Genomic DNA, 18,427 nt, shown 5'->3' with positions numbered 1-18,427 from the left:
ATGCAAGACACCATCCACTGTATGCAGGAGCGGTTTCGTGCGATGCAACAGGCGCATCTGTCCGAACCGAACCCGGATCATGCGACGCGAAGTGATCGTCTGAAGCGACTGGAGCTGGCGCTGCATCGGTTCTCCGACCCGCTCATGGAAGCCATGCAAGCGGATTTCAGCCATCGCAGCAGCAGCGAGGCGGCCGCATTCGATGTGACCGTGCCGATTGGCGATGTTCGCATGAACAGACGCCATCTTCGCCACTGGATGCGCCCGCGCCGATACGCCACGCCCAAGCATCTGCTGCCGGGTCGGGGGCGTGTCATTCCTCAACCCAAAGGCGTGGTGGGCGTTATTTCGCCGTGGAACTTCCCCGTCTACCTGGCGACGGGCCCGATGGCCGCGGCGATCGCCGCAGGCAACCGTGTGATGTTGAAGCCTTCCGAACTGACGCCGCACACCTCCGATGTGCTGAAGCAGATGATCAATGAGCTGTTCGACCCAAACGAAGTCGATGTGGTGCTCGGCGGCCCTGACGTGGCGGCGGCGTTCTCCGAGCTACCGTTTGGTCATCTGTTGTTCACGGGCTCGACCCAGGTGGGGCGCAAGGTCGCCGAGACGGCGGCGCGTAACCTGACCCCGGTGACACTCGAGCTCGGTGGCAAATCGCCGGCCATCATCGGCCAACACGCCGATCTGGCCTATGCGGCCAAGCGTATCGCCTTCGGCAAGACCGTCAATGCCGGGCAGGTCTGCGTGGCCCCCGATTACGCTCTCGTGCCGCGCGCCCAGATGGACAGCTTCGCCATTCAGCTCGTTGCGGTGATCAATGAGTTCTTCCCGGATGTGGCCGAATCCGATGATTACACCGCGATCATCTCGGAGCGTCATCAGCATCGCCTTCAGAGCATGATCGAGGAAGCCGAGGCCCGGGGCGTCAACGTGATACGCGTGGGCGACACCCGGCGGGCGACGACCCGCAAGGAGGCACCGGCGCTGCTGATCGACCCACCGCTGGACATCCGGGCCATGCATGAAGAGATTTTCGGCCCGATCCTGCCGATCATTCCCTATGACTCGCAGGAAGAGGCCATGCGCTTCGTTGCCACGCGGCCATCGCCTTTGGCGCTGTATATTTTCACCGACAACAAGGCCGAACGCGACGCGTGGGTGACCCAGAGCCTGTCCGGCGGGGCCTGCGTGAATGAGACCATGATGCACGTCGCGGTGGATACCATGCCCTTCGGCGGTGTGGGAGAGTCCGGCATGGGGGCCTATCACGGCAAGACGGGCTTCGACACCTTCAGCCATCTGAAGTCCGTGTTGTATCAGCCCAAGCTGAACACCAGCTTCATTTTCAATCCGCCGATGCGTCCCTACAAGCGGATAGCCGGCAAGCTACTGCGAAAGATTATCTGAGGCGTGTATCGGGTGCGATACGGCATCGCGTAACCCCGGCGGCATATGGGCGACACAGAGGAACAGCGGATGCGAAAGAACAATGACAGGATGACCACCGCGCAGGCGATCGAGCTTTTCGACAGCCTGCCACCGGCACGGGCTGATCAGATGATCGGACGTTGGCGGGGGGAGGGGATCGACACGGACCACCCCAGGGACGGGCTGCTGGAAGCCTCCTATTGGCACGGCAAAGACTTCCAAAGTCACGAGGCGGTATATCCCTTGATTCACACGCTGCCGATCTGGGGGCGGGTTGCTGTCAACCCGGCAATGATTCCAATGACGCTGGTGGAAGTGTTGCCGCTTCGCGATTGGATTACCCCCGTGCTTTTCCCGATCATCTATCCGTTGATGCGTACATCAAAGCCCAAGGCACGGCTTCGCACGATCGAGTTTCGTGGGCGGCCTCATGCGGCGATGCTGTATGATGCGAAACCGATTCACGACATTTTTGCAAAGCTCGATGACGACACCATGATGGGCTGGATGGACTTTCGGGGGATGGAGCAGCCCTACTTCTTCAAGCTGCACCGCGAGGTCTGACGTTTGGCAGCATCTGCCAAATAGCGGATGGGGCACCAGATCGTGGCGCCGCGTGACACCCACTGCCCAGTACCATCACCGATGGCTGGGCAGCTCCTTTCTCGCGATGCCGCGGGCTTCTTCGGTTGGCAGCCCCAGGGCGCGCAATTGCCAGAACACCAATTCTTCGCCGGCGTCTCGCCAGGTCTTCTTGCCGTTGAGGACGAGGATCATCAAGGCGAATGTCGCTCCAGCCGCCTGCGTCAAAAACGCCTCCACCTCGGCGGGTTCCAGTTCGAACCGGCCCTGCTCGATACCGCGCAGCATCGCCGTGGTGGGAACGCCGCGCCAGAAGCTGTTCAACTCGGCATTGGAAATGGCGAACTGTACCAGGAAGCGCCCCCACACCGGCTCGTCCATGATGCGTTGCAAAGGGGCGCGTAGCGTGATGCCGAACTGTTCCGCTGGATCTTCAATGCCGTCGAGGCGCTTGTGGATCCGCTCATTCATCTCCTCGACCACACGTATGGCGACCTGATCGAAAAGGTGCTCAGGGTCGGTAAGGTTGTTGTAGACCGTACCGCGAACAACGCCGGCTTCCTTGGCAAGCTCACTCACATTGAGATGCTGGCTGCCGGTTTCCGCGAAGAGTTTGAGGGCGGCATTGTGAAGTCGTAGTTGCACTCTGTTCATCATTTATCAGACTCGGATTACATTGAACATATCCTGTAAATTATGCTCAAAATCGTCCAAAGTCTACCGCCTTGTCCAGAATGATCCGAGCTGCTCGGATTTGGGAAAGGTCACGGAGCGACACTTGCCACCGGAATGGCGTGTGACACTCCGTAACCCTTGGTGGCAAGAGGTTAGAAGTGATAGCCGATCTGCATGCCAACCGCTATGGCGTTGCCACCTTCAAATTCCCCGACCGCGCCTGTGGTCCCCTTGAGATCGAAGTACTCCGCCATGGCGGTGATGCGCAGCTTGTTGTGCTGATAACTGGCGCCCAGCCCGATGCCGCGCGCGCCATTGGTGGGGCTGAATATCACCTGGTCGTCATCACTGGCGGCCTCATAGGTGAAGCGCACAAGGCCGCTCCAGTTGTCGTTGAACTTCTGCGCCACCCCCAATTTGTAGGTGGTGGTATCGTCCTCGAGCGCCAGGATCGACGCCCCGTCCGCGGAGAATATCGGGGGGCTGATGTCATATCCATCCCATTTGGTATGGCGAACGCTACCGAACACGAGTGTCGACTGGCTGACCGGTGCCCGGAAATCGAGGGTGTAGGACTCGGGCCACTCGATATCGAACGGCCCTGACTTGATGCCGCTCTCTGTGGCCTCCAGCGAGTGGGTGATGCTGGAATGATAGGTCAACGCCACCAACGCATGATACTCCGGGATCTCGTAGGCAGCGCCCACCACATATCCCAGGTCGGTCTCTGTGCTGGTGTCCAGTGAGTAACCGAAGAGTGGGAAGGCCGCGTCAGCTTTCATGCGCTGAAATCGCGGCCCGCCATGGATGCTGTAGCGATCGTTGAACTTGTAACGGGCAGCCAAGGTCAGCGCTTGTGAGTCGAGGTTGGCATCCAATCCGCTGAACAAGCCGGCGCCATAATAACTTTGCCCATGGAAGGGTTGATCCCAAAGGAGAGCCAGCGACAGTCGTTCCGTCGCATCGGTTTTCAGCGCTCCTTTGTAGGTGAAGAATCCTTCGCTGATCTTGCCGGTCGACTGGCCCGATACGTCGGTCCCGGACACATCCGGGGTGATGCTGACGACGGAGAGTTCGGCGTAGGTACCCTTCTCGAACAGAGGCAGCATCGGCTGTCCACTTAGATCGAGGCCTCCGGCCGATGCGCTGCTGGCGGTGGTGAGTGCCAAGCAGGCAACTCCTCCAAGTGTCATTATTCTTGTCATGTTTCCCCCTTAGGGTTGGTGAGTCTTTCTAGTCCCCACTGAAAAACGGGGACGTTTTGTTATTCGACGTTCTTTTATTGAGCGCTGGCTGTTTGAACGTACTCTTGGGCAATGCGGGCATGCCGCGTACGATCTCCTTTATCATGGACATCGTGGTCAATTTTAAACACCTGTGATCATTTTGTGTCAATACTACTTAATCTGATGTGCCCGCTGCCTCCTCGGTCACCAACACGTCGATTTCTTGGTGTCTTTCAAGATGCGCCAGGACCGCTTGGGGAGGTGGCCACGGCCTTGAGCTGGATGTCACAGGTCGCCATTTCGTCCACCAGGAACGCTGCGGGTGCACGGAGTTGATCTGGGTGTCTGGGACGGCGGGGTCGATTCGGACGCAAGATTCCCATTGCTGAGCGGGTGTGCCACATTGGGCCCATGAGCCGTGATAACATTTGCCCCTACCTTGGCCCTGCCGAACGTCAAGCTCCGAGCAGCAACCGCAACACCTCGCGCAAGCTCGTCAACCCCATCCCGGCCCGCCGGACCGGGTTGCCGAGCTGTGTGTTGACGAGGTGTCGCAAATCCAGGCGCTTGCAAATCCAGGCGCTTGATGGGAGCCAGCCGGGGCTGGTGCTCAATAGAGGTTGCGCAGCGACCATGACCAACGACCGCGACGACGAGATCCCGTTTTAACCGTGAAATTGCTGATATTGGATGCCGGCCACTGCCTGAGCCTGGCGTTGGCGCGCGAGGCAAACAGACGCTCTGACACTGAGCTTGTGATCGTCGAGGGCCTTGAACTTGAGCCCGGCATGCTCGAGGAAGTGGCCCCCCAGGCCCTGGTGATTCCGCCCCTGGCCCGCCCGATCAGTGCCGCGCCGGCGGAAGTGACCGAGCATGCCCGGGCTGTTGAATCCTGTATGGAAGCCTGCCAGGCGGCGGGAGTGCCTCTGGTGTGGTGTGTCTCCGATCAGCTCTACGAGGATGGCTTCGCGGAGCCCATCGATGAGCACGTGATTCCCCGGCCTCGTGACGAAAGCCTGCGGCGATTGATTGCCACCGGAGATCGCATTCGCGCCGAGCACCCTCACCACCTGATCGTGCGGCTGGGTCCGTTGTTCGCGCTGGAGGGGAGTAACGCCTGGTTGAACGAACTGCTCGATACGCTCGTCACCGGTGGAGAGCTGCGGGGCGAAGCCGATGTCACCTGCTGCCCGACCTCGGCAGATGCCGTGGCCATGGCGATGCTTGGCATGCTGCAACAACAGCATTGCGGTGCCGATGCCTGGGGCAGTTATCATCTGGCGGGGACCGAGCCGGTCAGTGTCTATACCTTCGTCTCGATGGTGCGAACCCAACTGGCGACGCGGCTGGAGGGGCGCGGCGAGAAAGTCGAGCTGGGGGGCGTCAAGGCGCTTCGTCACCATCACGACCAACCCCTGCGTCGTGTACTCAACTGTCGGCGGGTGCTGGATGTCTTCGGCGTGCACCAGAAGCCCTGGCGGCTGGAGCTCGGCCTGATGCTCGATGCCTGGTGCCAAGCCAATCAGCCTGATGAGGAGGTCGCCAAACAGCGATGAATGCCATCCGTAGCGTGCTGTTTTACATTGGCTATTTCCTGGCCGTACTGGTGTGTGGGGTATTGTTCCTGCCGGTGGCGCCGTTGTTGCCACTGAGCAACCGTTACCGGCTGCTCAACCTCTACAACCACTTCATCATCGCCTGGTTCGGTGTCACCTGCGGGGTTCGCTACGATATACGTGGCCGTGAGCATCTACCCGCCGGACCCTGCGCCATCCTCTCCAATCACCAGTGCGAGTGGGAAACCGTCTATCTGCAATTGCTCAAGCCGCCTGTGTGCACGGTGCTCAAGCAGGAACTGCTGCGCATTCCTCTGTTTGGCTGGGGGTTACGCCTGTTGCACCCCATTGCACTCGATCGCTCGCGGCCTGCGCGGGCCATGAAGCAGGTGTTGACCCAGGGCAAGGCGCGCCTGGAGGCGGGCTTGTCGGTGTTGATCTTTCCCGAGGGTACGCGTGTGGCGCCAGGCAGTCGCCGTCGCTATAACAAGAGTGGTGCGGTGATTGCCTGTCGCGCTGGCGTGCCAGTGGTGCCGGTGGCGCACAATGCCGGCGAGCGCTGGCCCGGGCGCCATTGGGTCAAGAACCCGGGACGCCTGTCGCTGGTGGTGGGAGAGCCCATCGAGACCGAGGGGCGTACGCCCGAGGCGGTGATGGAAGAGGTCGAAGCATGGATCGAGGCAAGGCTGGTCGAGATATCCGAGGTGCCTCGCCCGGCAAGCGCCGTTGAACCCATCGCCGAGAGTACGCTTGGCTGAGGGGCTTGGGTCAGGCTCGTTCTGGATACGCAAGAGGCGCCCCGTGGGGCGCCTCTTGCGATCTGGCATCGAGCTCGACGGCCCTGAGCGGTCAGCCAGAGAACTTCTCCAGTACCAGGCAGGCGTTGGTGCCGCCGAAGCCGAAACTGTTGGAGAGCACCCGTTCGACCTTCACGCCTTCACGCAGGGAGGTGACGATATCGAAACCATCGGCCTGTTCATCGAGAGTCTCGACATTGGCGGAGGCGGCGATGAAGTCATTCTCCATCATCAGCAATGAATAAATGGCCTCCTGCACGCCGGTGGCACCCAGCGAGTGCCCGGTCAGAGACTTGGTGGAACTCATCGCCGGCGTGGTGTCGCCGAACACCTCGCGGATGGCCTTGAGCTCAGCCACATCGCCGACCGGCGTGGAAGTGCCGTGGGTGTTGATGTAGTCGATCGAGCCCGCCACGCCGGACATGGCCTGACGCATGCAACGCACCGCGCCTTCGCCCGAGGGGGCGACCATGTCGTAGCCGTCGGAGGTGGCGCCGTAGCCGACGACCTCGGCGTAGATTTTCGCGCCGCGTGCCTTGGCATGCTCCAGCTCCTCGAGTACCAGCATGCCGCCGCCACCCGCGATGACGAAGCCGTCGCGCGCCTGGTCATAGGGGCGTGAGGCCTTGTCTGGCGACTCGTTGTACTGGGTCGAGAGGGCGCCCATGGCGTCGAACAGGCAGGACAGCGTCCAGTGTTCTTCCTCGCCGCCGCCGGCGAATACCACATCCTGCTTGCCCATCTGGATCTGCTCCATGGCACTGCCGATGCAGTGGGCCGACGTGGCGCAGGCCGAGGAGATCGAGTAGTTGACACCCTTTATCTTGAATGGGGTGGCAAGACAAGCGGATACCGTGCTGCCCATGGTGCGGGTGACTCGGTAGGGGCCGACACGCCGTAGCCCCTTCTCGCGCATGACATCGGCGGCTTCCACCTGGTTGGCGCTGGACGCGCCACCTGAGCCGGCGATCAGGCCGGTGCGTTCGTTGGACACCATCTCCGGCGTCAGGCCGGAATCTTCGATGGCCTGCGCCATGGATACATAGGCATAGGCGGCGGCATCACCCATGAAGCGCCGCAGCTTGCGGTCTATCAGCGCATCGAGGTCGATATCGACCACACCGGCGACATGGCTTCGGAAGCCATGCTCGGCATAGTCTGCCTTGAACTGGATCCCTGAGCGCCCGGCTTTCAGCGCCTCGAGAACCTGCTGTCGGTCGTTGCCAAGGCAAGATACGATGCCCAAGCCGGTGACTACCACTCGTCGCATGGGAGCCTCCTGATCAGAAGTTCGCGGTAGAGGTGAACAGGCCGACACGCAGGTCGGTGGCCTGATAGATATCGCGGCCGTCGACGGACACGGTGCCGTCGGCCATGCCCAGGATCAAACGTCGGGTAATGATGCGCTTGATGTTGATCCGGTAGGTGACCTTGGAGGCCGTGGGCAGAATCTGCCCGGTGAACTTTACCTCACCGCAGCCCAGGGCGCGTCCACGACCAGGGTGACCGAGCCAGCCCAGGTAGAAGCCGACCAGTTGCCACATGGCGTCGAGGCCCAGGCAGCCAGGCATCACCGGGTCCCCCGGGAAGTGGCAATCGAAGAACCACAAGTCAGGGTGGATGTCCAGTTCGGCGATGAGCTCGCCCTTGCCATGCTCGCCGCCATCTTCATAGATACGGGTGATACGATCGAGCATCAGCATGTTGGGGGCCGGCAACTGCGCATTGCCAGGGCCGAACAGCTCGCCGCGGGAGCACGTCAGAAGTTCATCGCGATCAAAAGAGTGTTGCTTGGTCACTGGGTCATTCCGAGAGTCGAAGTTGTTGTTCGCCCTGCGCGGCAAATAGCCAGCGGACGACTCTGCCTAGTCTACTGTTCGCGAACCATGATTGCACGTTGCCCCTCTCTACTGTTCGCAAACCGCGATTGGGCGTTGATGACGCGTTGCGATGAAAGGTTACAGTTATCGCTTACATTGCCGATGTAGGATTGCGTGGGCGTTGCGGTCTTCGTTACGTCATTTTTCCGCCCGCCATCGTCGGATCCAATGCCATGTGGCCAGCCTTCTCACTGAATCGCCCCCTGTTGTGGATTGGTTTTGCCGGTCTGTCGGCCGCTGTGTGGCTGCCGTTTGCGTGGCTGCGTCTGGCGGCCACCTTGTTGATGGTGCTGGGCCTGTATGATGCCTGGCGCCAAGTGCGCCAGGAGCACCAGCGCGCACGGCTCGGTCAGGACGCACTGGCGCTTTCCGAGGATGGCGTGATCATCACCGATGCCGCCAACCGCATCCAGGCGGTCAACCCCGCTTTCACCCGCATCACCGGCTATTCCGCCGAGGAAGTGCGTGGGCGCAATGCCACCACGTTGGCGGCACCGCGTCATGACAAGGCATTCTTCGACAGATACTGGCAGGCCTTGAAGTCGACGGGTCGCTGGGAGGGCGAGATATGGAACCGACGCAAGCACGGCGATGAATACCCGGAGTGGCTGCGGGTGCGTGCGGTGGCGGATGCAACCGGCAAGGTCAGCCACCATGTCTGCCTGTTCACCGATATCTCGATGCACAAGGCACGCGAGCGCGATCTCCGGCGGATCGGCTTCGAGGACCCACTGACCGGGCTGCCCAATCGCCGCCGGCTGCAAGACCTGCTGGAATCGCGGCTCAGACATTTACGGGCCGGCGAAAGCCTGGACCTGGCAATGATCGACATCGACGGCTTCAAGGCGATCAATGACGGGCTCGGCGTGGAAATGGGCGACCGCCTGCTGGGGCGCTTCGGCCAGCGCCTGGCACAGCATGTCGCCGGTGGCGTGGTGGGCCGCCTGGGTGGTGACCTGTTCATGGTAATCCGTACCACCACTTTCGAAGATCATGACACCTGGGTCGCCGGGCTGCGTTCGCATCTGGGGGAGCCGTTCGAGCTGCCCGGCAATTCCTTGCGCCTGGGCCTGACCATTGGTAGTTGCCGGGCGCTGGAGGATGGCCGCGAAGCGAGTGTGCTGTTTCAGCGACTGGAATCGGCGCTGTACTCCGCCAAGCGCCACGGGCGCAATCATAGCCAGCGCTTTCGCCCCGCGCTCGATGTACAGGACAGCCCGCAGCTCGGTCTTGTCAACGAATTGCGCAACGCGCTGGCCACCGGTACCCAACTCGAACTGCACTACCAGGGACAGCATCGCCTGGTGGATGGGGCCCTGGTGGGTCGTGAGGCGCTGTTGCGCTGGCATCATCCGCGCGATGGCATGATCTCGCCGGCGGACTTCATTCCCATCGCCGAGCGTCATGGCTTGATGGCATCGCTTGGCAACTGGGTGATCGACGAGGCGCTCGCCCAGCAGGGGCGCTGGCGGCAGCTCGGCATGCCGGACGTACCGGTGTGGATCAACGTCTCGGCATTGCAGATGTTTCAGGGGGAACTGGAATCGGCGCTTGCCGCCGGGCTTGCGCGTCACCAGGTGCCGGCAAGCCAGCTAGGCCTCGAGATCACCGAATCGGTGCTGCTGGATGAAAGGGCGGGGGATATCTCACCGCGCCTGGAGGCCTTGCGCCAGTTGGGTCATCCGGTGGCCATCGATGATTTCGGGACCGGTTACTCGTCGCTTGGCTACCTGAAGAAACTGCCGCTGGACAAGCTCAAGCTGGATCGCGCCTTTATCAAGGCGTTGCCGGATGACCTGGCGGATGCGGCCATCGTCAACGCGGTGTTGTCGATGGCCGATGGATTGGGCCTTGAAGTGATCGCCGAAGGCGTCGAGACCGAGGCCCAGCGCGATTTTTTGATCGCCGCGGGCTGCACGCTGGTTCAAGGGTTTCTCTACGCCCGGCCGGAATCCGCCGAGCGTCTGGAAAGGTCCTGGCAGGAAGAGGCCCTAGTGTCTGGTGTCGGTGGGGCCGGGCGTCTCGCCGCCGAGGCAACGGCATAACGCCAGGCATAGTAGCGCCCACACTATCGCTTGTACCGGCAGCAGCCAGGGAGCCAGCGTCACGTCAGCCAGATGGGCGCCTGCGAAGTAGGAGGAGGGGCCGCTGGTGGCGCCGCCCAGCATGGCAAGCCACGGGCGGCGCCACAGCCAATCCAGTGAATGGTGCAGCAGGGTGGCGAAGAGTGGCCAGAGCAACCACAGCCAAAGTGGCAGCACCCCGAGGACGAGTGGCTGTGCACCGAAATCAAAACCTCCCGCCAGGGCAAGGCTGCCATCCACGATCAACCCCAGGGCGGCGAAGCCGGCAATCCAGCGCCACTCATGGGGACGAGCCAGCCAGCGAAGGTGCAGCGTCAGGATCACCGCTGCCACGACCGCGCCAATCAGCGACCCACCAAGCACGCACGCGAACCAGCCGACCTGAAAGGCCGCCACGTTGAGCAGCGCCTGAAAGGCGCCGGGTTTGCGCCAGGCCGTGTTCATCCGTTACAGCGCCCCGCTGAGCGGTGTCGGTCGTGCGCCGGGTTTTGCCAGCAGCAGGTGGCAGGTACCGATGCTGCGCTCGAGAAATCCCCCCTCGCAGTAGCACAGATAATAGCGCCACATGCGGATGAAGCGTTCGTCGTACCCCAACCCCTGTACTGTCTCGAGACTTGCCTCGAAGCGGTGACGCCACTCGCGCAGGGTACGTGCGTAGTGCTGGCCGATCTCGTCGAGGGCCAGCACGTTCAGTGAGGTGTGGCGGGTCAGTCCCTTGAGGATGGCGTGGTGTGAAGGCAGGAATCCGCCGGGGAAGATGTAGCGCTTGATGAAGTCCATCTCGCGTTTGGCCCCCTCGAAGCGCTGGTCGCGGATGGTGATTGCCTGCAGCATTGCCAGCCCGTCATCGGTGAGCAGGCGGTCCAGGGTCGTCAGGTAGGTATCCAGGTACTGGTGGCCCACGGCCTCGATCATCTCCACCGAGATCAGCCGGTCGTAGCGCCCGGTCAATTCGCGATAGTCCTGCTTGAGCAGGGTGATGCGGTCCTCGAGCCCCTCCTCCTCGATGCGCCGGGCAGTGTGGGCATACTGCTCGTCGGAGATCGTCGTGGTGGTGACCTTGCAGCCGCGAGTCAGAGCGGCATGGATGGCAAGCCCGCCCCAGCCGGTACCGATCTCCAGCAGATGGTGTTCCGGTCGCACGTCGAGACGTTCGAGCATCAGGTCGAGCTTGTGGCTCGAGGCCTCCTCGAGGCTCGCCTCGGGAGAGGGGAAGACCGCACTCGAGTACATCCAGTGGCGCCGGTCGAGGAAGGTGGCGAACAGGTCGTTGCCGATGTCGTAGTGTGCCGATATGTTGCGCTTCGAGCCGCGCAGGCTGTTGCGTTGCAGGCGGTATAGTCCACTCAGCAGCCAGCGGCCCAGCCGTGCGGTACCGTTTTCCATCTCACCGTTGACCCGTTCCAGGTTGATCGCGAACAGGCGGATCAGCGCGACCAGGTCATCGGCATCCCAGTCGCCATCCATATACGCTTCGGCGGCGCCCACGGTGCCACCCAGTGCGACCCGCTTCCAGGCGCGGCTGTTGCGAACCACGACGGTGACATGCTGTTCGCCTGGCTTGCCAAGCCGATGACGGGCATGCCCCTCGATCAGTGTGATGCTGCCGCCGCTCAACTTGTCGAGCTGGGCCATCAGGCGAGGTCGCAGCCAGCGGGTCAGGCGATCGGCATCGTCTGGCAGCGGTCGGGATGTAGTAGCTGAGCGAAGCGTGTTCACGACGAACTCTCCTCACGGGCCCCAGGTTCACGGGGCAGGGGGGCATGGGGCACAGGTTCACGGGGCAGGAATTCACGGTGCACAGGTTCATGGGGCACAGGTTCACGAGATTGACTGTCAGGCCCGGGGTGGTCATGGATCGGCACGCGCCTGGCCCACAGGCGCAGCGCCTCGAAGTGGATGCCCGCCAGGGTCTTCAGGCTCATCCAGGGCTGGCGTGCCAGGGTGCCGAGCAGCCTGGCGCGGGTGGCCGGGCGAGCCTCCAGTGTCAGGCTGGCATCGAAGTGGCGCTCGCCATCCTTCCAGTTCTCCATGTGCATCAACAGCTGGACATCCGGCGTATTGAAGTGCCAGCGGTAGGTCATGTCCATGGGGTTGAAAGGCGAGACATGCATGGCCTTGTCGAACTCGGCCGTATGCTTGTGCCGGCTGGGGTCGACCGCGCATGCGTAAAGATGGCGCTCGCCCCAGGGGGTGTTGCTCACCTCGCCGAGCACCGCACACAACGCATCATTTGGGTCGTAGCAGTAGTAGAGCGACACGGGGTTGAAGCCGACGCCGAGGGTGCGCAACTGCGTGAGCAAGCAGATTCTGCCCCGGGGTGAGAAGCCAAGCTGGCGCTCGACCTCGGCGCGCACCACCTGGTCCAGCGGTTGGTCGTGCGGGGTCAGGTAGTCCTGGCGACGAAAACGCGCCAGGGCTGGGCGGCAAGCACTGAATCCCGGCACTCCATTGAAGAGCTCGGGAAGCTCATCGAGATCGAGCCAGGCCATCCATACCGAGTAGGTGAACTCGTGACGCTTCGGCAGCATGCGACGGTGACGTAGCGTGCCCCGATAGATGCGCGAACGGGGAGCCGTGATGGGCGTGCGTGCGCTCATGCCAGATTCTCCTCGGCGAGTGCGCTGTCGTGGAGGGGCGTGTGGTGGTCAGGCGGACCCTGGTCGTCGCAGCCAAGCGTCATCGCGACACGCAAGGCGCTCCAGACGCCATCCTCATGAAACCCGCTGCGCCAATAGGCCCCGCAGTAGTGGGTGCGCTGTGGCACGCCGGAAATCTCGGCGTGGCGGGCCTGGGCCGCCTGGCCGGCAAGGGTGAATTGCGGATGGGCGTAGGTGAAACGTCCCAGTATCTTGGCGGGGTCGATCGCCTCACTGTCGTTGAGCGTCACACAGAAGGTATGAGGCGCCTCGAGACGTTGCAGGATGTTCATGTCGTAGGTCACCGAGACCCGTGCTTGCTCGTCGCGGCCATCCAGCCGGTAGTTCCAGCTTGCCCAGGCGCGCTTGCGACGCGGCAGCAGGCGCGTATCGGTATGCAGCACCACGTCATTGTCCTGATAGGGCATGGCGCCGAGTATCTCGCGTTCGGCATCGCTCGGGTCGTCGAGCATGGCCAGTGCCTGATCGGCATGGCAGGCCAGCACCACCTGGTCGAACCGCTCGACACCGCCATCCGTGCGCAACTCGACGCCATCGTCATGACGTCGGATGCCGCGCACTGGCGTCGCCAGGCGAATGCGGCTGGCGAAGGGGGCGGTCAGGGCCGGGATATAACGGCGTGAACCGCCCATCAGGGTGTGCCATTGCGGGCGGTGGTTGACCGACAGCAGGCCATGGTTGCGAAAGAAGCGCACGAAGAACAGCAGCGGGAAGTCGCGCAGATCCTTGATGCTGGCCGACCAGATCGCCGCTCCCATGGGCAGCAGGTAGCGGCGCTGGAAGTCGGCGCCGAAGCCGTTGGCGTCCAGCCACTCACCAAGGGTCATGGACGGCTCGAGCGAGCCATTGTCGAGCGCCGCCGTGGCCTGGCGGTTGAAGCGCATGATATCGGCCAGCAAGCGGTAGAACGTCGGGCTGAGAAGGTTGCTGCGCTGGGCGAAGAGGCTGGCCAGGGTGTGCCCGTTGTATTCGAAGTCGCGGTGAGTCTCGTGCACCGAGAAGCTCATTTCGGTGGGCTGGGTCGCCACGCCCAGACGTGACAGCAAGCGCATGAAGTGCGGGTAGGTCCAGTCGTTGAAGACGATGAACCCGGTGTCGATAGCGTAGCGATGCCCGTAGAGCTGCACGTCGATGGTGGCGGTATGGCCGCCGAGCCGCTCGGCAGCCTCGAACAGCGTCACCTGGTAACGGCTCGAGAGGTACCAGGCGGCGGCCATGCCGGCAATGCCGCTGCCGATCACGGCGATTCTCGGTTGCCGTTCCGCGGTGTGCAGGGCAGCGGTCATGACGAGCTCTCCGAAGCATGGTCGGGCGCGCCGGTGTCGCGGGTCATGCGCAGCCCAAGGCGGAGACGCAGGCCGGGAGGGAGAATGCCGGCAAGCTTGACCAACAGGGTAAATCGGCGCGGGAAGTGGATGTCCAGGCGACGCTTGGCGAGTCCTGAGAGAATGGCATCGGCGGCCTGCTCGGCCGTTACCCGCATGGGCATGGCGAAGTCGTTGCGGTCGGTCAGCGGAGTCTTGACGAATCCGGGGTGGATCAGGCTGATCGCGATACCCTCGCCATGGAGGTCGAGGCGCAGCGATTCCAGGAAGTAACTGAGCGCCGCCTTGGAGGCGCCATAGGCCTCCGCACGCGGGAAGGCCAGGTAGGCGGAGGCGCTGGATGTCGCGGCAAGCAGCGGTTTGCGACCCTCGCCGCGTGCCTGGCGCAGCAACGGCAGCGCCGCATCCACGCAGTAGAGGGTACCGAAGAAGTTGGGCGCGAAGACACGTTCGACGAGATCCACGTCGAAATGGCCTGCATCCAGGTATTCGCAGGTGCCGGCATTCAGAATCGCCAGATCCAGCGAGCCGAAGCGTTCCGCCAGGGTGTCTCCACAGCATCGCACGGCCTCACGGTCCGCCACATCGAGTGGCAGGATCAACGCGTTGTCACGCCCAGCCGCCAGCGTCTCGAGCGCCTCTTCGCTGCGCGCGCTGAGCGCAACCTGATGCCCCTGGTCCAGCAACCGAAGCGCGAGGGCGCGCCCGATCCCCGATGTGGCGCCGGTGAGCCAGATGCGTTGCTTGGGTGAGTTGGCTGCGCTCAAGGTTGCCTCCTGGGGCCTGGGTGACTCGAAAGGCGAATTCGCGACACGTCTTGCTGACAGTGATATACGGCAAACAGGCGAGACTGGATGCAGCTGGCGCGATATTCGTGTTACATCAGCCCAGCCGTCGCTTGATGCGCCTCACCACTGCGCCGATCAGCGGCAAGTGCTCGTAAAGCATGGCACCAACGTCGAAGTAGTCGCGATGCCGTGCCACTCGCCCGCTTCCATCACTGGCGAACGTCAGTTGCGAGCAGCCTTCTACCGCCACCTCCTGGCCTCGGGCCAGTCGGGGGTGAACCAGCGTCATGGTCCAGGTGACGAATGCCTTGTCGCCATCACGCACCCGCTCATGAAACTGGAAGCGGCATGCTGTCACATTCTCGTACAAGATGAAAAAGTACTGCTCTAGCGCAGAGATTCCTTCTATGCGGTGCAGTGGGTCGATAAACACGACGTCGTCAGTATAGAACTGGTCAAGACTTCTTGTACAGGTCTTGTCGAGTTTATTGAAGAAGGCACAGAACGCTTCCAGGTCTTGATCCTGGGCCATGTCGAGCTCCTTGGGTGGTGGACGACCCCCTTGCGCTACGTCAGGCAAGCCGGTCGTCGAGCCGATGAATGAGCTGATTATCGAGCCGGTTATCGAGCCGGTTATCGAGAAAGCGCTTTGAAGGCCTCCAGCGCGCGAGCGCGGGCGGCCTTGTGGTCGACGATGGGCATCGGGTAGTCGACCCCACCCAGCAAGTCTGTTGGCGGGGCGTGGCGTGCCTTGGCCGGTAGTTCGGCGAGTGCTGGCAGCCATTCGGCGAGGAAGGTGCCGTCGGGGTCGAAACGTTCGGACTGGGTCGTGGGGTTGAAGATACGGAAATACGGCGCCGCGTCTGTGCCGGTGGAAGCGGCCCATTGCCAGCCGCCGTTGTTGGCGCAGAATTCCCCATCCACCAAGTGGCGCAGGAAAAACGCTTCACCCCGACGCCAGTCGATCAGCAGGTGCTTGCTGAGGAACATGGCGGTGATCATGCGCAGGCGATTGTGCATCCAGCCCGTCTCGACAAGCTGGCGCATCGCGGCATCGACGATGGGATAGCCGGTGCGGCCCTCGCACCAGGCGGCGAAGGCGGCCTCGTCGTCACGCCAGGCGAGTGCCTCGGTATGCGCCTGGAAGGCCCGGTGCCGGCACACCCGTGGAAAGCCATAGGCGACATGGCGATAAAACTCCCGCCACACCAGCTCGTTGACCCAGGCAACGAGCCCCGCATCACCCTCGGCCAACTGGCCGTCGTTTTCGGTAAGCACCGCCTGCAGGCACTGCCGATGGGAGATCATGCCGAGCGCCAGGTAAGGCGACAGTTCGCTGGTGCCGCGAATCGCCGGAATGTCGCGCTGACGCTTGTAATGGTGGCCGCGAAAGCGCAGGAATCGCTCCAGCCGATCGGCCGCGGCGGTTTCACCGGCGGGCCATAGCCGTTCATCCACCGGGGTGTCTGCCAGCGCCGGCAGTGTCGGCAGCGGGTCAGAGGCGATATCCAGTGGTTGTTGCGGTGCGGGCGTATCGCGCAGGGCGATTCTCTCGTCGCCAAGCTGGCGATGCCAGGCGCGGGAGAACGGTGTGAACACGCCATAGTAGTCGCCCTTGCCGGTCAAAAGCTCCCCCGGGGCGAAAGTCACTGCATCATGGTGTCCTGTGGCGGTGAGGCCGGCGGCGGTGAAGGCCGCTGCCACGCCACGGTCCCGGACCACTTCGTCCACCGGGTATTCATGATTGAAGTGCAGGGCGTGCGCTCCCACGTGCCGGGCGATGTCGAGAAGCACCTCGGCGGCTTCATTGAAGTGTCCGATATCGCGATGCAGCAGGGGAATGTTCAGGCCCGCCAGGTCATCGCCCAGGGCTTCTACGCCGCGCGCGCGAAAATCGAGCTGGTTGGCGCCATGTCCGTGGCGTTGCCAGTCAGCGAGGCAGCGCAGGTAGACGGCCACCACCGGCCCCTGGCGTGCCGCGGCGGCGAGCGCGCTGTTGTCGTGAACCCTCAGGTCGCTGCGAAACCACACCAGCGTGACTGTCATGCGAACTCCCTTTCCATTCTATGGCGGCCCATCTCTGGTGGCTCAGCGGCTGGTGGCGCTACCCTGTGGCAACAGGGCCTTGAGCCGAACCATCGCCTGGCCAAGATCGTCACCCAGCACCTCGACTTGGCTTCCGGTCAGCTCGCTTGCCCGAATACGCGCTACCGGGCCACACAGCGCCAGCGGTACATCGAGTTGTTCGGCGAGCCGGGGTAGCTGGCGCCTGACGAGGTCCGACTTCTCGGCCTGACCGCTGGCCAGTAACAGTGCGCCGGCATGCAAGTGCTCCACTGCCAGGGGGAGTTCGCTGAAGGGTAGTGGCGCATCGAACAGCTGGACCTCGAACCCCTTGTCGCTTGCCGCAAGCGCCACCAGCAATACCCACAGTGAGCCGGGGTCTTCCGGCATGGCCGAGATCAGCAGGGCAGGCCCCTGCACGACGCGGTTGGCGTGCAGCAATCGGGTGCCGATTCGGGTGCGCAGGAAGGCTTCCAGAAATCGCCGCTGCAGGGTGTCGCCCAGGCGCTCCCCCCAGCCTTCTTCAAGCGCCTGGATCACCGGCTGCCACAGCTCGGCGATGCATACCGATACCGGGTAGAGCGACAATGACTGGCTGAACAGCATGTCAAGGCGATGCTGGTCGAGTGCAGCCACCGCGGTCATCAGTTGGGTGCGTTGGCTCGACCAGTCGCTGGTATCCGGTGGCTGGGGCTCCATTGGCGTGGGTCGGTCAAGCAATTCGCGAACCTGGCTCACGGGCACGCCGCGGTTGAGCCATTGCAGGATCTGTTCTACCCGCGCGATGTCCTCGCGGGCATACAGGCGATGTCCCTTGGGGGTCCGCTGAGGCTTGATCAGCCCGTAGCGACGCTCCCAGGCGCGCAGGGTCACCGAGTTGACGCCGGTGATGCGCGACACTTCGCGAATCGGGTACAACGGTGTGTCGCCGGTGTGGGGTGCCTGCTCACTCATGGTTCATGAGACTCCCCGGCCTGCTCGGCAATCACCGTCGCCAGGGCCTCGACGAACGCCGGATGTTCTCCCACTGGTGGCAACAAGGTCAGTCGAACGCCTGGTACTTCCTGTGCCAAGGCGTCGACCTGGCCGGGCACATCCTTGCGCAGGTGACGCCCGGCGGCGAAGAACAATGGCAGGATGTCGGCACGCTCGACTCCGGCCTCGGCCAGTTCGGCCACCGTGGATTCTAGCGAAGGCTCACAGAGTTCCATGTAGGCCAGTCGCAGCGGGGTGTCGAGCCGGGTGGCCAGCGCCGCATGGAAGTTCTCGAAAGGGGCTCGCCAATTGGGGTCGCTGGAGCCATGGGCCAGCAATATCAAGGCATAGGACGTGGTGGCGTCGCGCATTGGGGTCTCCAGA

18 protein-coding genes are annotated in these 18,427 nt (G+C 62.8%); 5 read left to right on the top strand and 13 right to left on the bottom strand.

What is annotated here, in order from left to right; all coding sequences use genetic code 11:
• Entirely contained in the window at positions 1-1,410 is a 1,410-nt protein-coding gene (locus tag C6V82_RS15945; RefSeq protein ID WP_102588148.1) for a coniferyl aldehyde dehydrogenase, read from the top strand.
• A gap of 69 nt (positions 1,411-1,479) precedes the next feature.
• The gene (locus tag C6V82_RS15940) at positions 1,480-1,995 is read left to right on the top strand and encodes a DUF4334 domain-containing protein (RefSeq protein WP_180978274.1); all 516 of its coding nucleotides are present in this window, start codon (positions 1,480-1,482) and stop codon (positions 1,993-1,995) included.
• A gap of 75 nt (positions 1,996-2,070) precedes the next feature.
• On the opposite strand, the gene C6V82_RS15935 is transcribed toward C6V82_RS15940, so the two are convergent.
• On the bottom strand, positions 2,071-2,658 hold the full coding sequence (locus C6V82_RS15935; protein WP_180978275.1) for a TetR/AcrR family transcriptional regulator: 588 nt from the start codon (positions 2,656-2,658) through the stop codon (positions 2,071-2,073).
• Between the two features lie 182 nt (positions 2,659-2,840).
• Positions 2,841-3,857 (bottom strand): OmpP1/FadL family transporter, encoded by a 1,017-nt coding sequence (locus C6V82_RS15930; protein WP_102588151.1) that lies wholly within the window; start codon positions 3,855-3,857, stop codon positions 2,841-2,843.
• 728 nt (positions 3,858-4,585) lie between these two features.
• Here C6V82_RS15930 and C6V82_RS15920 point away from each other — a divergent pair.
• Together C6V82_RS15920 and C6V82_RS15915 are read left to right on the top strand one after the other, a co-directional pair.
• Positions 4,586-5,470 carry a sugar nucleotide-binding protein gene (locus tag C6V82_RS15920; protein ID WP_102588153.1) on the top strand — a complete coding sequence of 295 codons (885 nt, stop codon included), beginning with the start codon at positions 4,586-4,588 and terminating at the stop codon, positions 5,468-5,470.
• A complete protein-coding gene (locus C6V82_RS15915) occupies positions 5,467-6,228 on the top strand; it encodes a lysophospholipid acyltransferase family protein (protein ID WP_102588154.1) in 762 nt (253 codons plus the stop codon). Before C6V82_RS15920 ends, C6V82_RS15915 begins: the two co-directional genes overlap by 4 nt.
• Positions 6,229-6,319: 91 nt before the next feature.
• On the opposite strand, the gene fabB is transcribed toward C6V82_RS15915, so the two are convergent.
• Complete coding sequence (gene fabB, locus C6V82_RS15910; RefSeq protein ID WP_102588155.1) at positions 6,320-7,537, bottom strand: beta-ketoacyl-ACP synthase I; 1,218 nt, start codon at positions 7,535-7,537, stop codon at positions 6,320-6,322.
• Positions 7,538-7,550: 13 nt separating this feature from the next.
• Positions 7,551-8,066 (bottom strand): 3-hydroxyacyl-[acyl-carrier-protein] dehydratase FabA, encoded by a 516-nt coding sequence (gene fabA, locus C6V82_RS15905; RefSeq protein ID WP_102588156.1) that lies wholly within the window; start codon positions 8,064-8,066, stop codon positions 7,551-7,553.
• A gap of 254 nt (positions 8,067-8,320) precedes the next feature.
• On the opposite strand from fabA, the gene C6V82_RS15900 reads away from it, so the two are divergent.
• A complete protein-coding gene (locus tag C6V82_RS15900; RefSeq protein ID WP_102588157.1) occupies positions 8,321-10,192 on the top strand; it encodes a putative bifunctional diguanylate cyclase/phosphodiesterase in 1,872 nt (623 codons plus the stop codon).
• Here the strand turns inward: C6V82_RS15900 and C6V82_RS15895 are convergent.
• From C6V82_RS15895 to C6V82_RS15855, 9 genes are all read right to left on the bottom strand, one after another.
• Complete coding sequence (locus C6V82_RS15895; RefSeq protein ID WP_102588158.1) at positions 10,139-10,675, bottom strand: DUF2878 domain-containing protein; 537 nt, start codon at positions 10,673-10,675, stop codon at positions 10,139-10,141. The genes C6V82_RS15900 and C6V82_RS15895 overlap by 54 nt on opposite strands.
• A 3-nt stretch (positions 10,676-10,678) precedes the next feature.
• Complete coding sequence (locus C6V82_RS15890) at positions 10,679-11,950, bottom strand: SAM-dependent methyltransferase (RefSeq protein WP_229843233.1); 1,272 nt, start codon at positions 11,948-11,950, stop codon at positions 10,679-10,681.
• Positions 11,947-12,831 carry a DUF1365 domain-containing protein gene (locus C6V82_RS15885; protein ID WP_102588159.1) on the bottom strand — a complete coding sequence of 295 codons (885 nt, stop codon included), beginning with the start codon at positions 12,829-12,831 and terminating at the stop codon, positions 11,947-11,949. Before C6V82_RS15885 ends, C6V82_RS15890 begins: the two co-directional genes overlap by 4 nt.
• Complete coding sequence (locus tag C6V82_RS15880; RefSeq protein WP_102588160.1) at positions 12,828-14,177, bottom strand: NAD(P)/FAD-dependent oxidoreductase; 1,350 nt, start codon at positions 14,175-14,177, stop codon at positions 12,828-12,830. Before C6V82_RS15880 ends, C6V82_RS15885 begins: the two co-directional genes overlap by 4 nt.
• Positions 14,174-14,983, bottom strand: coding sequence for an SDR family NAD(P)-dependent oxidoreductase (locus C6V82_RS15875; RefSeq protein WP_102588161.1), 810 nt, complete (start codon positions 14,981-14,983; stop codon positions 14,174-14,176). Before C6V82_RS15875 ends, C6V82_RS15880 begins: the two co-directional genes overlap by 4 nt.
• A gap of 115 nt (positions 14,984-15,098) precedes the next feature.
• The gene (locus tag C6V82_RS15870) at positions 15,099-15,536 is read right to left on the bottom strand and encodes a nuclear transport factor 2 family protein (protein WP_102588162.1); all 438 of its coding nucleotides are present in this window, start codon (positions 15,534-15,536) and stop codon (positions 15,099-15,101) included.
• A gap of 101 nt (positions 15,537-15,637) precedes the next feature.
• Positions 15,638-17,050 carry a deoxyribodipyrimidine photo-lyase gene (gene phrB / locus C6V82_RS15865; protein WP_102588163.1) on the bottom strand — a complete coding sequence of 471 codons (1,413 nt, stop codon included), beginning with the start codon at positions 17,048-17,050 and terminating at the stop codon, positions 15,638-15,640.
• A gap of 42 nt (positions 17,051-17,092) precedes the next feature.
• On the bottom strand, positions 17,093-18,022 hold the full coding sequence (locus tag C6V82_RS15860; protein ID WP_102588164.1) for a MerR family transcriptional regulator: 930 nt from the start codon (positions 18,020-18,022) through the stop codon (positions 17,093-17,095).
• Positions 18,019-18,414 (bottom strand): sirohydrochlorin chelatase, encoded by a 396-nt coding sequence (locus C6V82_RS15855; RefSeq protein WP_102588165.1) that lies wholly within the window; start codon positions 18,412-18,414, stop codon positions 18,019-18,021. The genes C6V82_RS15860 and C6V82_RS15855 overlap by 4 nt, the downstream gene beginning before the upstream one ends.
• Between the last annotated feature and the right edge of the window lie 13 nt (positions 18,415-18,427).

Source organism: Halomonas urumqiensis, from assembly GCF_003028575.1.
Lineage (GTDB): Bacteria > Pseudomonadota > Gammaproteobacteria > Pseudomonadales > Halomonadaceae > Halomonas > Halomonas urumqiensis.
Note: the sequence above shows the minus strand (reverse complement) of the source record. Positions and strands in the feature narration are given on the sequence as shown.

What these genes read in the sequence shown, in the direction of transcription:
- C6V82_RS15945 (WP_102588148.1), top strand. Translation starts at nt 1, where the DNA reads ATGCAAGACACCATCCACTGTATGCAGGAGCGGTTTCGTGCGATGCAA.
- C6V82_RS15940 (WP_180978274.1), top strand. Translation starts at nt 1,480, where the DNA reads ATGCGAAAGAACAATGACAGGATGACCACCGCGCAGGCGATCGAGCTT.
- C6V82_RS15915 (WP_102588154.1), top strand. Translation starts at nt 5,467, where the DNA reads ATGAATGCCATCCGTAGCGTGCTGTTTTACATTGGCTATTTCCTGGCC.
- fabB (WP_102588155.1), bottom strand. Translation starts at nt 7,537, where the DNA reads ATGCGACGAGTGGTAGTCACCGGCTTGGGCATCGTATCTTGCCTTGGC.
- C6V82_RS15900 (WP_102588157.1), top strand. Translation starts at nt 8,321, where the DNA reads ATGTGGCCAGCCTTCTCACTGAATCGCCCCCTGTTGTGGATTGGTTTT.
- C6V82_RS15895 (WP_102588158.1), bottom strand. Translation starts at nt 10,675, where the DNA reads ATGAACACGGCCTGGCGCAAACCCGGCGCCTTTCAGGCGCTGCTCAAC.
- C6V82_RS15885 (WP_102588159.1), bottom strand. Translation starts at nt 12,831, where the DNA reads ATGAGCGCACGCACGCCCATCACGGCTCCCCGTTCGCGCATCTATCGG.
- C6V82_RS15880 (WP_102588160.1), bottom strand. Translation starts at nt 14,177, where the DNA reads ATGACCGCTGCCCTGCACACCGCGGAACGGCAACCGAGAATCGCCGTG.
- C6V82_RS15870 (WP_102588162.1), bottom strand. Translation starts at nt 15,536, where the DNA reads ATGGCCCAGGATCAAGACCTGGAAGCGTTCTGTGCCTTCTTCAATAAA.
- phrB (WP_102588163.1), bottom strand. Translation starts at nt 17,050, where the DNA reads ATGACAGTCACGCTGGTGTGGTTTCGCAGCGACCTGAGGGTTCACGAC.
- C6V82_RS15860 (WP_102588164.1), bottom strand. Translation starts at nt 18,022, where the DNA reads ATGAGTGAGCAGGCACCCCACACCGGCGACACACCGTTGTACCCGATT.
- C6V82_RS15855 (WP_102588165.1), bottom strand. Translation starts at nt 18,414, where the DNA reads ATGCGCGACGCCACCACGTCCTATGCCTTGATATTGCTGGCCCATGGC.